This is a genomic window from Henriciella sp., from assembly GCF_029936995.1.
Lineage (GTDB): Bacteria > Pseudomonadota > Alphaproteobacteria > Caulobacterales > Hyphomonadaceae > Henriciella.
The window spans coordinates 445567-458332 of sequence record NZ_JAPYRE010000004.1; the positions used below are offsets into that span (position 1 = coordinate 445567).

Sequence of the window (12766 nt, forward strand, 5' to 3'; positions counted from 1 at the left end):
CGCGTCGGGGGCTTTCTATTCCAACACGCCCACCCGGCCCAGCCGTGTCGCGGACAGAGCCGCGTTTAGAAGTACCGGGCATCCCTTGGCGGGGGGTAGATAATACCCGCCCATTATCCCCCATTCGCGTGCGTCCTGTCCCCCCTGAAATGGTGTACGCGAGAACCGGGCGGCGCATCTGTCCCCGCGCCGTCCGGTTCGCAATTTGCTCTGTCCATGATCCGGTCGATTTCCACCCCGATCCGTATCTGGCGGAGGCCATCTATCAAGAGAGAAAGGCCCTTGCTGTAGGCTTCCTTTGCTCTCGCATCTGTCGTCATGAGCGCTCCTCTGTGTGTGCCTCGCGTCGCTCCGATGACCAACATCGGAGAAACGATCATGAATAGCACGCGAATAAATCCCAACTTGTTGGAATCCACAATGGAGGCCCGCTGGCGCAAGAAACAGCTTCAGCAGTGGCCCACCGCAAAAGTCCAATGGGCGGACCTCAACGCAGCCGGAATAGACGTGTCTCACTCGACCGTCTGCAACTGGCGCGGCGGTCTGCTGCCTCACTACTTCACTTTGATGCACATCGCCGCCGCTGGCTGGCGAAGCATCGTCACATACGTCCAGGCCCCCGCGATGGATGCGGGCGATCTGGCAGCACTCGAAAGGGAAATCGATGAAGAAGCCAAAAGGCTCAACGAGCGCCGTCGAGAGCTGGAAGCGCGCCTTTCTGCGGTGGATCGGATGGATAACCCCGGCAGCGGTGCGTCGCACAATGGGCCGTAGCAAGACGCTGCAAGATCGCGCCGAATGGATGACTGACCAGCTGGAAAGCAAGAAAGGGCAGGGCAATTGAAGCACGAAGAGCATCAAATCCAGTGCGCCATTGTCGACCTGCTTGAGGTTGCCCTTCCGGCTGACGCGACTTTCTGGGCCGTTCCGAATGGCGAGAAGCGCGGCGGGAAGAAAATCAACGTCAAGGGCAAGCTGGTCCCGCTGTCTGCAATCCGGCTGAAGAAAGAGGGCGTGAAGCCCGGCGTTGCCGACATTCACATTCTCTGGCGCGGCTGTCTGGTCTGTCTGGAAGTGAAGACCGGGGCAGGCCGTCAATCGAAGTCTCAGAAAGAGTGGGCCGACGCAATCACCACGTCCGGCGGTGTCTATCACATCGTGCGCTCTGTCGATGACGCGCGCGGATTCCTGGCCGGTCTCATTCCGACATTCAAAGCACAAGGGGTAGCGGCATGACCGATAGCATCAAGATTGATCCAGAGTTCAAGTCTTACATTCCTCCGCTGACGGATGAGGAATTTGCGCAGCTTGAGGCGAACATAGTCGAGGAAGGCTGCCGCGACCCGCTGGTCGTCTGGGGCAATACCCTGATCGACGGCCACAACCGCTATGACATTTGCAAGCGTAACGGGCTCGACTTCGCCACGGTCCAGAAAGAGTTTGCTGACCGTGAGGCTGCGCTTGACTGGATGGACGCGCACCAGCTTGGCCGGCGCAACCTGACGCCTGATCAGCGGCGGCTTCTTCTGGGGCGTCGTTACAACCGCGTGAAGCGGTCAAAAGAGCAAAATCTGGTACAAAATTCACCGAACCCTCAAAGTGAGGTTTCGGGAGGAAACACCGCCGAACGTCTCGCAAAAGAGCATGGTGTATCGCGCGCAACCGTCGAGCGTGCAGCCAAGTTTGCCGACGAAGTAGACCAGAACCCGGAATACAAAGCCGCTGTCGAGACCGGTAAATCCGTGGCGAGCGTGAAGCGTGAGCAAGAGCCTGCCGGTTCCTACGCGCCGCAATCAAAACCTGAGCCTGAGCCGGAAGACCCTGCCGAGGCCAAGCTGCGCAAGCAATACCGCGCCCTGACAGATGCGGCCCGCGAGGATGCTTATGTCGGGCTGTCGCTCGACCTTCAGGATGCCAGGGCGAAACACAAGGAACAGGCCGCAGAGATCAAGGCGCTCAAGGATCAGGTGAAAGGATTTGACGGGGATCAGGCCGAGACGATCCGGCGGCAGGCCCAGACGATCCGGCACAAGGAAAGCGAGATGTTCCGCGCCAATGAGAAGGCGGACAAGGCACTTGCCCGTGCCCGTCACCTTGAGCGTGAACTTGCAGACATCAAGCGCGTGGGGATCGCCGTATGAGCATCCTTGAGCGCATCCGTGCCAATGGCGGTGACGTGATCCGGGATGGATATTCCTTCCGGCTGCGTCCCGGTCAGCTGGACGCTGCAGCGCTCGACTGGGTGAAGAAGAATATCGAGGCCGTGAAACGCGAAGTCTGGCCTGCCTATGACGACTGGCAGGAGCGCGCGGCGATCATCGAATTTGACGGCGGAATGAGCCGAGAGAAGGCCGAGAAGCTGGCCTATCAGGAGGTGAGCTATGCTGACGCTGCATGAGGCGAAAGAGATCAATTTGCGCCCCTATCAGGCCAATGCTGTCGAGGCGCTGCGCGACAAGATACGTGACGGCATCAAGCGCATCGTGCTTTGCGCTGGCACAGGCGCGGGCAAGACGCTCACTGCCGGGCATCTGTTGAAGCAGGCCAGTCACAAGGGCAGCTATGCGCTGTTTATCGTGGATCGTGTCGCTCTGGTCGATCAGACAAGTGCTGTCTTCGACGAATACGGCATTCCTCATGGTGTCATTCAGGGCATTCATGACCGTTACGCTCCGCGCGAACATGTGCAGGTTTGTTCGGCCCAGACGCTGGCCCGGCGCGGCCTGCCACGTGACCCTGACCTGATTGTCGTTGACGAGGCGCACACGCGCTACAAGGCGACTGTAGACCTCATGAACCGCTATCCGGACGCGGTTAAGATCGGGTTGACCGCAACGCCATTCACCAAGGGCATGGGCAATGAGTGGGATGGTGTCGTCAACATCATTCCGACGCGCGACCTTATCAATGACGGCTTTCTCATTGAGCCTAAAATCTATGTCGCCAAAAGCCCGGAAGATGCCGACCTTGGCCTGAACAGCTCTGGTGAGTTCACAGACGAAAGCGCCGCGTCGGCAGGTATCCGCATCATTGGTGACGTGGTGTCGGAATGGGTGACAAAGACGCATGAGCATTTTGGCGGGCCTGCAAAGACCATCGTGTTTAGTCCGACCGTCGAGCATGGCCGCGAGCTTTGCACTGCTTTCCGGGATGCTGGCTATAATTTCCAGCAAATCAGCTATCTCGACAAGAACGAGGATGAGCGCCGCGACAAGATCAGGGAGTTTCGCCGCCCTGACAGCCTGATTGACGGGCTGGTATCCTGCGGTGTTCTGACCAAGGGCTTTGATTGTTTCGATCAGGACACAGAAATCCTCACGCCTGATGGCTGGAAGGGGATCGGGGGATTCGCGGTTGGCGACAAAGTTTACGGCTACAATCGCGAGACAGAGCGGGTCGAGATCGTAGACGTTGAATTTTATGGCGACCGCCCACTTGATGAGGGTGAGCGAATAGTCGCAATTAAAAGCCAGCGCTTCGATATTCGAACAACCGAGGGTCACGAATTTCATATCAAGTATCGTGACCCTAAGATCGGCGGTCGGCGCTCGAAAAACTTCATCACCAAAACCGCTCTTCAGATGGCCGAGCGCAAGAGCGCCTATTACCTGCCAGTTTCGGGTGAGTATGAATTTTCTGGTGTCGACCTATCAGACGATGAATTGAGGCTCATCGCTTGGTTTATGACGGACGGCTGGCTGACCGGCAGCACGCTTGGAATCTGTCAGTCCAAGGAATACAAGCACGAGATTCGCGACCTTTTGGTTCGGCTTGGAATTGACTTCAATGAGCGAGAGCGTCAGCCGGGGGCGACCTGCTACCCGAACAGCAAGCCTGCGATAGAATTTACCATTCCAAAGGGTGTTGCCGGGGGGGCGCTAGCGCGAAACGGCTGGTCTCAGTATCAGCAGTATATCGACAAGAATGTTTCCCCAGAACTCATGAACATGAGCCGAGAGCAGTTTCGCGTGTTTTGGGACGAACTGCTTAAAGGCGACGGCGCGAAGCAAGGTAAAAAAGCAGGCTGGCTTTGGTGCGACCGCAAAGAGCAAGCCGACGCGTATACCCACATGGCCGTCGTGCGAGGTTACTCGGCCAGCTTTTCAACTCAAACCACTAGCGCTGGGAAGCCTATGTATGTGGTGAGCGTGCGTGACGCTCAGTGGCTGCAGACCGAACCCAATAGTAAACTTGCGGCCAAATTCAGAATAGACTCGTCGCGCGATGGTGAGCGGGTCTGGTGCATCAGAAACCGACTATCGACAGTCATCACCAGACGCGGTGGCAAGATTGCGATTGTCGGAAACTGTCCTGAGGCACGCATCGGCATTAGCTGCAAGCCCTATCGCAAGAGCCTGTCCAGCCACATGCAGGAAATCGGCCGCGTCATGCGGGCCTTACCGGACGGATCGCCAAAGGATGCGCTCTGGCTCGATCATAGCGGCAATATCGAGCGGTTCGCGCTTGAGATGTTCGATGTGTGGGAAAATGGCGCGGGCGAGCTGGATACAGCGACCAAGCGCGACTCCGAGAAGCGCGAGCGCAACGAACAGATACGCGAGAAGGTTGTCTGTCCTGAATGTTCCGGCGCGATCCGTGGCAGCATCTGCACCGCTTGCGGTTGGGAACGTCCGGCCCGGTCAAATGTCACGGTTGCGGATGGCGAGCTGCACGAGTTCAGCCTGGAGCGGTTTGCGATGCAGCCGCGCGCCGGGTTGCGGGCCGATTGCCTGAGAGCGCCTAAGACGGTCTGGAAGGCAGCCCTGTCTTATTGTGCCATGCACTCATCGAAGGGCGAAGATCATGCTCGCAGATGGGCATTTGGCATCGTGTTCGGAAGATCGGGCATTTATCCGACTTCCAAGCCCCCAAGAGGCTGGTACGATATGACCATACCTGCGTCTTTTGATCAGCATGCCTTCTCGCTGGTTGAGCGGGAAACCAAGCGCTTCCGGAAAAACAAGAGAACACGGAGGGCTGCTTAATGCCTCGCAGAAAAGACGCGCCTTATGCAAAATGCTCGGTAAAGAATTGCGCAAGAGATGCGAATAAGCCTGGGGCTGCGCGTGGATTTTGTCCAGCGCATTACAGGCGCTGGAATCTCTATGGCGATCCACTTGGTACAAAGCAAAAGAGCCCACCCCAGACGGAGCAATGGATTTGTGATGTTGCCCTGACATATTTGGGAGATGACTGTCTTATCTGGCCCTTTCAAAGAAATGTTCATGGCTATGGGGTTATAGCTAGTGAACGCCGCCCGCATATCGCCTCTCGCGTGATATGTGAGCGAGCACATGGCGCGCCTCCCGATAAAGCAGTGCATGCCGCGCATAGCTGCAATAACGGCCGTCTTGGATGCGTAAATCCACGCCACTTGGCATGGAAAACTGCTGCGGAAAACGAACGGGATAAGGTCGCAGTGGGTAGAGATAATGCCGGATCGCGGCATGGAATGTCTAAGCTTACCGAAGATGATGTTCGAACGATCCGTAACCGGAAAGATGTAAGCGCCGAGGAAATGGCGTTTCGGTTCAATGTGTCCAAGTGGGCAATCTTCGATATTCGAAGTGGACGGCGTTGGGGGCATATCGCATGAGCCAGACGCTGGACGAAGCCATGCGCGAAGCCTGCGAGAAGGTGGGCATCTGCGTACCGCGCAATACCAAGCCCGGCATATGGGCGAAATCACCTGTTGTCGGTAAGGCCAAAAGCAACACGTCTGGCCGCGTCCTGATTTTCGATGATCGCCAGGGTGGCGTTGCCCACAATTGGGCAAACGGCCTGCAAGAGATATTCAAGCTGAACGGGCAAGGCAGAAGCCGGCTGTCTGACAAGGAGCGCCGCGAGATTGCCGAGCGCCAGAGAGAACGCCAGCGCCGCCAGCAAGAGCAGTATGAAGCGGTGTCGCGTATCTGCACGGCTATCGTGCAGGATTGTGAGGCGACAACGCATCCGTATCTGGAACGCAAGGGCTTCCCGAACGAGGTCGGCCTTGTTCATGAAAACCCGCTAAAGCATTTCCCGGCAAGCAATCTGGGCGAAAGCCTCATGCGTGCCATGCCCGATCTTGGTCAGCCGCTCCTTATCGTGCCGGGCCGGATCGGCAAGACGATCACGACCGTGCAATTCATTACCCCGGAAGGCGAGAAGAAAAACATTCTTGGCGGCAAGATGGACGGCGCAAGCCACAGGATCGCCACAGGACGCGAGACATGGGTTGCAGAGGGCATTGCGACCGCACTGACCCTGCGCGCTGCCCTGAAGCTACTGGGGCGCTCTGCGACGGTTTTGAGCGCGTTTTCTACGGCCAATGTCGCCAAGGTGGCCAGTGAGCATCCCGGCGCGATCATCGCAGCCGATCACGACAAGCCAGTCGAGCAATTTGATGGCCTTGGGACGGGGGAATATTACGCCCGCCGCTCTGGCCATGTGTGGGCCATGCCTCCGGTGCGTGGCGACTTCAACGATTACCAGGACAGTGACGGCCTGAGAGCCGTGGCCCTGCAATTGAGAGGGGTGTCTGCATGAGGATCAAGACTCTCAGGAACGCGGCGAAACTGGCGCAGATGCGCGCGCATGGCGATGACCGTGCGACGATCAAGCGTGCGCGCCAAGATCGCTGTGTAGAGAGCGTCATGGGCCTCATAAGGAAGTACGTCAGCGAAGACGATTTTCACAAGATCACAAAGCGCGGCTGCCTTCACGTGGCCGATTTTCCCGAAAAACAAAGACGAAAGGAGGAACGGGCTGTTCGTACCTGACGCGGACAATCGCCAGCGGTCGGTTTGGTAGACGGTAGCGCTGGAGATTCATTGCCCACTATGGGGCGGGACCAAGGCAAAGCGCAGTCCGAAAGAGAGAAGCGCGGTCCCCGGCACAGTGACTATCAGTGTCGCAAGTAGCTCTCGACTTTCCGGGGATAGGTCACACCACCGGAAGGGCCTGACACGACGGTTCGGCTCCGGCCAGCAAGATCGTGAAGGGCATGGGGACCACCCCGGCCATTTGGCGGGGGCTGGTCGTCCTATGCCTTTCTCTCAGGTTCTCACCAACCAGCAAGACCGAAGAAGAACAGAAATTAGAGACAGTGATGAAGAACAGATTTTCAAATTTGAGCCCGGGGAAAACCTCATGATGTCGAAACCCATGCTCTACGCGATGACCCGTGCCGCATCAGATGCTGGTCAGCCGCTTGCGCTTGCAAAACTCAAGGGCTCGCACCTGCCGCACCACCTTAGCCGCGCCCGGTTCTATGCCTGGGCCTATCTGCGTGCCGTTGACCCGGAAAAATACTCCATGCCCGTACTGGCTCGGCTGTTTGCCATAAAGGACCATACGAGCGTCCTCTACGGCGTTCGCCGCATGTACGCCAAGCACGGTGAAGCGCATTTCTGGGAGCTGGCCGACGCTGACGGGCTGGTTTGCAAACTGGAGGGCGCAGCATGAGCCGCAAGCCCTTTGATAAGGTCCATTGTGTGACGCAAGCGTGGGGCGGTCATCCCGCGCCATCCCCACGCGGCTCCTGCCAGCACACCATCATCACAGACGGCAAGGCCCGCCTCTGCGGCACAGAGTGCAAGGGCCAGCTGTGTGATGAGCATAAGCACGCAACAGCCCCGCTCCCCGGCGCAAGACGCTGGCCGGGCGGGAAGGCGCAATCTGGAATGAGTGGGAGAGTGTGATGTTTGAAACACTCCCCCGCCTCGAACCCCGCTGCGGCTCATGGATCTGCACATCTCCTACAGGTCACGTTGTTGAGACCTTCATGAAGCCTAAGGCCCAGCAGGCGCTTGATGCAGGCTGGAAAGTCCAGACAGCGCAGCAGTATCTCGCCGGCCTGAACGCGCGCAACACCTCCAAACCTTCCACCCCATGACACCGGAGTCCCTTCATGGCTAGAACCCGCAACAAGACCAAAGCCCGGAAAAAGCCGTCAGGTGAGCTGGCACTGAAGGGCACACCTCGCCGCAAGCCTAGTGGCAAGATGCGCGATCGCCCCGTTGATGCCCGCCGGGTGAAGCCCACACCGGAGCAGGAGGCCCGCCGCAAGATACTGCTGAAGGGCGCACCGGGTTCACCAGACGATCCGCTCGGAGTGGCAAAGGCTCATGGCCACCTGAGCGAGCGGCATTGCGAAGCCCTGCACCGATACCGCAACAAGGTGCAGATGTTCCGCATGGCCTCTGGCGCGCCACGTGAGGCCCCTGATATCCTCTCTACGCTGGAACCCTCACGAGGCGAGGGCCTGACCAGCGAGGAAGCCCTGAAGCACATCCAGGACAGCTACAGCGCCGCCGAGGACGTACTGCGCCAGTGCCGCCGGAAGGAGAATGAGGCCCTGCAAATTCTGGTCGCGACATGGGGCTGCACGATCACGCGGCGCACATGCGAGGTGCTGGAATATCCGGCGGAACTTCTGGCCGTGCATTTCGGGATAGTATAGGATTTGTCTTATGATCCAGCTTCAACAAACGCTCGATAAATTGACCGCCGAGTTAGCGTGCATAGATGAGCCGCAAAATTTGAAATCTCGAATTAGTATATTCCTAGCTGAGGATACGTATAATTTCATAATGACGGGTAACTTGCGCGCCAGCCAGCGGGAGGTCGAAAATTTGATAAGCGACGAACCCAAGACGCTGGCCGGTTGCCCTTACGCTGTTACCAGCAGTATCGATTCTGGATGCGCTTTAATCATGGCAGGCTGGAAGCCGGTTGTCCTGTTTCACTTTCCTACGGGAGGAGCAGTCAGGATACGTCCGGAGGTGGACGAAGATCAGATTGAGGCCTTACAGGCAATCTTCGCCCGCAACCAAGCTGATGTGGTGCAGGTGCGCAATCCGGTTATCAAGGTGTTGAAATCCCGTCAGCTGGCGCCTGTATTGACGCCGCCGATCTCAGATAATCCGGAGTCTGAAAAAGTGGATTATTGGGCGGTTGATTTGAGATATCTGGCCCGCACCGGCTTGCTGGAGCAGACACCGATAGGGAGAGACGGAGGGGCATTTTACGCCCTTACACCGCTCTGCAGGCACGCCTTTAAAGAGTTCGAATATTTGCGGTTCCGGTAATTTCCACAACCAGTTGTGTCGTCCCGTTGACGGACTTACCAAATCATGAGAAATGGGGACACAGGAATAAGGGGAGTTGCGGCTAACGCGCTCCCCTTTTGTGATTCTGACGCCCTGCCGATCGTCTGGAGCGCAATCGAGGTCCGGCGGCACCGGCGTAGCGAAGCTGCTCAAGTCTGAATACGGTCCTCGCCTCTGCTCAAACGGGTACGCGAGGGCTTTCTAACACCGCCCGCGCCACACCCGGCAGCGGGCTTTCTCATATCATCCCGTGCAGTTCACTGTGCGGCCCCCGTTGGACTGTCCGCAGGCTTTCGGGGCTTTCTCACATCCCCACATCGGAGGCCCCCATGGATTCCCTTCTCACGGAACACGAACACCGCTGTGACACGGAAGCAGAAGCCGCAAGGGCAGAGCTGATCCGGCAGGCGGATGATGAAGGCGACTGCGGCCCACGCATGAAGCCCATGCCCGCTGAAGGCAAACGAGACTAGGAGAACGATATGATGCAGAGCTACGGACAGCGCGCCCCTGAGCCGGACGGCGAAGATAAGCCTAGTGCTGCTGCTCGCCTGACCGACGCCGTGAAATGTCTTGAGGGCGCTGTGGAGCACTTTCGTGAGGCCGAGCGCCTGTACATTGAGGCGCAGAACAAGCTCGCCAGCGAGCGCCAACACTTTAACGAGACGCTGAAAGAGTTCCAAGGCGTCACTTCCGATACTTATGCGGAAGCCCGGCAATTTTGTGCGGAAGATTACTCTTATCGTGCGCCCAGATCTGCAGGTGTAAATCTGGCAAATGCCGAATGCACTGGCGTGACGTTCACAATCTAACCCTATCCCACCCCAGCCCGCGACCATAGCGGTCACTCCTGACTTGTGCCTAGCCCGTCGCGCTAAGCGTCCGGGCGGGGTGGTTTATTTGAGAGGCAAGGAATGGCAACACGCTCAATTCTGAGGCCTGTGCTACGTCCGGTCCTGCGGCCCGTTCTTGGCGGGGAGGCTGAAGTCACGCCACCGCAGCCCGCCGTCGCAACGCCGTCGATCACCAGCCCGTCTGATGCCGCAACCGATATCGGCCTGACGCCCGAGCTGACCAGTTCGGCCTTTGCGGTCACCAATGGCGGCTCTTACGAAGTCCGCGATGTGTCCGGCACGATCACGCTAACGCTGGAACGCAGCCTGAACCGAGGCTCAGACTGGGTGGCTGTTCCTGACGGCGAGTTCACGGCAGCAGCGACCGGCTACATCGACGCGCCCGGAACATATCGCCTGATTGCCTCTGGCGTGACAGGTGGCTCTGCGGTTGGGACGCTCGGCTAATGGCGCGCACAGCGTTCTCCGAAGCTGTCTTTGAGCGTATACTCGGACGCATTGCATCCGGCGAGAGTATTGCCAGCATCTGCAAGGACAAGGATATGCCCGCGCAGTCCACGTTTTATGTGTGGTTGGATCAGAAGGAAAATCTCGCGGAGAGATACGCGCGCGCGAGAGAGACACAAGCCGACGCGATCTTCGATGAAATTATCTCGATAGCCGACGATGGGCAGGACGACGAGGATAACGCGGAAAACGTTCAGCGGTCCCGGCTGCGGGTTGATGCGCGCAAATGGGTTGCCGCCAAGCTAGCACCAAAGAAATATGGTGACCGCGTTGCGCTGGATCACACGGTAAGCAGCAACCTTGCTGATCGTTTTGCCCGCGCTGAAAAGCGAACGGCTGAAGAGTGACGCCCTCCCAGTTTGATGACCAGCTCATTGAAAGGGCGGTCCAGTTTCGCCACGATCCTGACGGCTGGAGCGACTTTGCATGGGACTGGGGGCACGGCCCGCTTGAGAAGCACGAAGGCCCGCGCGAATGGCAACGCGACATTAACGGGATCATTCGCGATCATCTGAGTGATCCGGAGACACGTTTTGACCCGCTGATGATCGCGGTGGCCAGTGGGCACGGTATCGGCAAGTCGGCGGAGATGGGCATGCTCAGTAACTGGGCGATGTCGTGTTATCCAGGTTGCCGCATTGTCACGACCGCGAACACGGAAACACAGCTGAAGACCAAGACCAGCCCGGAAATCGGGAAATGGTTCAAGGCGTCGATCACGGGCCACTGGTTTGATGTTCAGACGCTGGGCATCAAGAGCAAGGAAGACCCGGAAAACTGGCGGCAGGACCTGGTGTCATGGTCCGAGCATAACACGGAAGCCTTCGCGGGCCTGCACAATGAGGGCAAGATTGTCCTTCTGCTGTTCGATGAGGGCTCGAACATTCATGACAAGGTGTGGGAGGTCGCGGAAGGCGCACTGACGGATGAGGGCACGGTCCTGATCTGGGTGGTCTTCGGCAATCCGACACGAAACAGCGGGCGGTTCAGGGAGTGCTTCAGGCGCTTCCGGCATCGCTGGATCACGCGCAAGATTGACAGCCGCACGGTGCCCGGCACGAACAAGAAATATCTTCAGCAGATGGTCGATGATTACGGGGAGGATAGCGACATTGTGAAGGTCCGCGTGCGCGGCGAGTTTCCGTCGCAGTCGGCCATGCAGTTCATATCCACGGAGGATGCAGACGCCGCCCGCTCGCGTCATATTGAGCGCCACCAGTTTGATTTTGCGCCGGTCATACTGGGGGTCGATCCCGCATGGACGGGCGACGACACCTTCGAGGTGATGCTGCGGCAGGGCAATTACTCGAAATCGCTGATGACGCTTCAGCGCAACGACAACGATATCGAGGTGGCGCAGAAGATTGCCATGCTGGAGGACGAGCACAAGGCTGACGCGGTATTCGTGGATGCGGGCTATGGCACGGGGATTGTCTCTGCCGGTCGCTCCATGGGGCGCAAGTGGCGGCTGGTCTGGTTTGGCAGCGCGCCGGCCGATATCGCTTACGCCAACAAGCGGGCTGAAATCTGGGGCCGCATGAAGATGTGGCTCAAGGAGGGCGGCTGCATCGATCCGAACGATGCCACGCTTTACGAAGACATTATCGGTCCGGAAACGGTCGTGCCGAAGTCGCGCAACTTCGATGGCCGCATCATGCTCGAAAGCAAGCAGGATATGAAAACGCGCGGGCTCGCCTCTCCGAACAGGGGCGATGCGCTCGCACTGACATTCGCTGAGCTGATCACGGCCAAGGCGAAGCTGAACCCGCTGCGCCAGCCGCACAGCAATCACAGGGACTATGATCCATATGCCCGACTCTCACGCGCCAATGCCCGCACCGGCCATGACCCGTACAGCTGAGCCTGTCCGCTTCGAGGAAATCGGCGCGTCCGACTTTCTCGACATGGCCATGCCGCTTCTGGCTGAACATCGCGAGGAACTGGCAACAGACAAGGCACTGATGGTGCTCAAGCCTGACCGTGAGCGTTACGAGGCGCTGGACGATCTTGGCATGCTGCTGGTGATTGGCGCATTCCGTGGCGAGGAACTGGTCGGCTACAGCGCCAACATTATCAGCCCGAACCTGCACTATAGCGACCTGACCATGTGCCAGAACGATGTGCTTTTCGTGCGCAAGGCCGATCGCAAGGGGCCGCTTGGCCTGAAACTGATCCGCGAGACTGAGAAGCGGGGCAAGGCGCGCGGGGCGCAAATCATGCTGTGGCACGCAAAGCCCGGCACCTCGCTCGACAAGCTGATGCCGCGCATGGGCGCGAGCGTCCAGGATGTGATCTGGAAGCGGAACCTCTGAC

19 protein-coding genes are annotated in these 12766 nt (G+C 58.4%); 18 read left to right on the top strand and 1 reads right to left on the bottom strand.

The annotated features are described in order from the left end of the window. Positions 1–113: 113 nt before the first annotated feature. Positions 114–320 (bottom strand): hypothetical protein, encoded by a 207-nt coding sequence (locus Q1K31_RS11680; RefSeq protein WP_300379584.1) that lies wholly within the window; start codon positions 318–320, stop codon positions 114–116. A 34-nt stretch (positions 321–354) separates the two neighbouring features. Between Q1K31_RS11680 and Q1K31_RS11685 the strand changes: the two genes are divergently transcribed. From Q1K31_RS11685 to Q1K31_RS11770, 18 genes are all read left to right on the top strand, one after another. After that, the gene (locus Q1K31_RS11685) at positions 355–774 is read left to right on the top strand and encodes a hypothetical protein (RefSeq protein WP_300379586.1); all 420 of its coding nucleotides are present in this window, start codon (positions 355–357) and stop codon (positions 772–774) included. Positions 775–840: 66 nt separating this feature from the next. Next, the gene (locus tag Q1K31_RS11690; protein ID WP_300379588.1) at positions 841–1236 is read left to right on the top strand and encodes a VRR-NUC domain-containing protein; all 396 of its coding nucleotides are present in this window, start codon (positions 841–843) and stop codon (positions 1234–1236) included. Beyond that, on the top strand, positions 1233–2141 hold the full coding sequence (locus tag Q1K31_RS11695) for a hypothetical protein (RefSeq protein ID WP_300379590.1): 909 nt from the start codon (positions 1233–1235) through the stop codon (positions 2139–2141). Before Q1K31_RS11690 ends, Q1K31_RS11695 begins: the two co-directional genes overlap by 4 nt. Next, positions 2138–2398: a hypothetical protein gene (locus tag Q1K31_RS11700; protein WP_300379592.1), complete on the top strand. Its 261-nt coding sequence runs from the start codon at positions 2138–2140 to the stop codon at positions 2396–2398. Before Q1K31_RS11695 ends, Q1K31_RS11700 begins: the two co-directional genes overlap by 4 nt. Next, positions 2382–4985 carry a DEAD/DEAH box helicase family protein gene (locus Q1K31_RS11705; protein ID WP_300379594.1) on the top strand — a complete coding sequence of 868 codons (2604 nt, stop codon included), beginning with the start codon at positions 2382–2384 and terminating at the stop codon, positions 4983–4985. Before Q1K31_RS11700 ends, Q1K31_RS11705 begins: the two co-directional genes overlap by 17 nt. Positions 4986–5452: 467 nt before the next feature. Continuing rightward, entirely contained in the window at positions 5453–5596 is a 144-nt protein-coding gene (locus Q1K31_RS11710; RefSeq protein WP_300379596.1) for a hypothetical protein, read from the top strand. Continuing rightward, positions 5593–6528: a hypothetical protein gene (locus Q1K31_RS11715; protein WP_300379598.1), complete on the top strand. Its 936-nt coding sequence runs from the start codon at positions 5593–5595 to the stop codon at positions 6526–6528. The genes Q1K31_RS11710 and Q1K31_RS11715 overlap by 4 nt, the downstream gene beginning before the upstream one ends. Then, on the top strand, positions 6525–6761 hold the full coding sequence (locus tag Q1K31_RS11720; RefSeq protein ID WP_300379599.1) for a hypothetical protein: 237 nt from the start codon (positions 6525–6527) through the stop codon (positions 6759–6761). The genes Q1K31_RS11715 and Q1K31_RS11720 overlap by 4 nt, the downstream gene beginning before the upstream one ends. A 370-nt stretch (positions 6762–7131) precedes the next feature. Further along, the gene (locus tag Q1K31_RS11725; protein ID WP_300379601.1) at positions 7132–7446 is read left to right on the top strand and encodes a hypothetical protein; all 315 of its coding nucleotides are present in this window, start codon (positions 7132–7134) and stop codon (positions 7444–7446) included. A 235-nt stretch (positions 7447–7681) separates the two neighbouring features. After that, positions 7682–7876, top strand: a complete 195-nt coding sequence (locus Q1K31_RS11730; RefSeq protein ID WP_300379603.1) for a hypothetical protein — start codon at positions 7682–7684, stop codon at positions 7874–7876. Positions 7877–7891: 15 nt separating this feature from the next. Next, the gene (locus Q1K31_RS11735) at positions 7892–8443 is read left to right on the top strand and encodes a hypothetical protein (RefSeq protein ID WP_300379605.1); all 552 of its coding nucleotides are present in this window, start codon (positions 7892–7894) and stop codon (positions 8441–8443) included. Between the two features lie 10 nt (positions 8444–8453). After that, entirely contained in the window at positions 8454–9071 is a 618-nt protein-coding gene (locus tag Q1K31_RS11740; protein ID WP_300379607.1) for a hypothetical protein, read from the top strand. A gap of 350 nt (positions 9072–9421) precedes the next feature. Continuing rightward, complete coding sequence (locus Q1K31_RS11745; protein WP_300379609.1) at positions 9422–9565, top strand: hypothetical protein; 144 nt, start codon at positions 9422–9424, stop codon at positions 9563–9565. A 9-nt stretch (positions 9566–9574) separates the two neighbouring features. Continuing rightward, positions 9575–9904 (top strand): hypothetical protein, encoded by a 330-nt coding sequence (locus Q1K31_RS11750; RefSeq protein WP_300379611.1) that lies wholly within the window; start codon positions 9575–9577, stop codon positions 9902–9904. Positions 9905–10006: 102 nt separating this feature from the next. Further along, positions 10007–10393 (top strand): hypothetical protein, encoded by a 387-nt coding sequence (locus Q1K31_RS11755; protein ID WP_300379613.1) that lies wholly within the window; start codon positions 10007–10009, stop codon positions 10391–10393. Further along, the gene (locus tag Q1K31_RS11760; RefSeq protein ID WP_300379615.1) at positions 10393–10800 is read left to right on the top strand and encodes a hypothetical protein; all 408 of its coding nucleotides are present in this window, start codon (positions 10393–10395) and stop codon (positions 10798–10800) included. The genes Q1K31_RS11755 and Q1K31_RS11760 overlap by 1 nt, the downstream gene beginning before the upstream one ends. Continuing rightward, positions 10797–12314, top strand: coding sequence for a terminase (locus Q1K31_RS11765; RefSeq protein WP_300379617.1), 1518 nt, complete (start codon positions 10797–10799; stop codon positions 12312–12314). Before Q1K31_RS11760 ends, Q1K31_RS11765 begins: the two co-directional genes overlap by 4 nt. Continuing rightward, on the top strand, positions 12298–12765 hold the full coding sequence (locus tag Q1K31_RS11770; protein WP_300379619.1) for a hypothetical protein: 468 nt from the start codon (positions 12298–12300) through the stop codon (positions 12763–12765). The genes Q1K31_RS11765 and Q1K31_RS11770 overlap by 17 nt, the downstream gene beginning before the upstream one ends. The last annotated feature ends 1 nt before the right edge of the window (position 12766 follow it).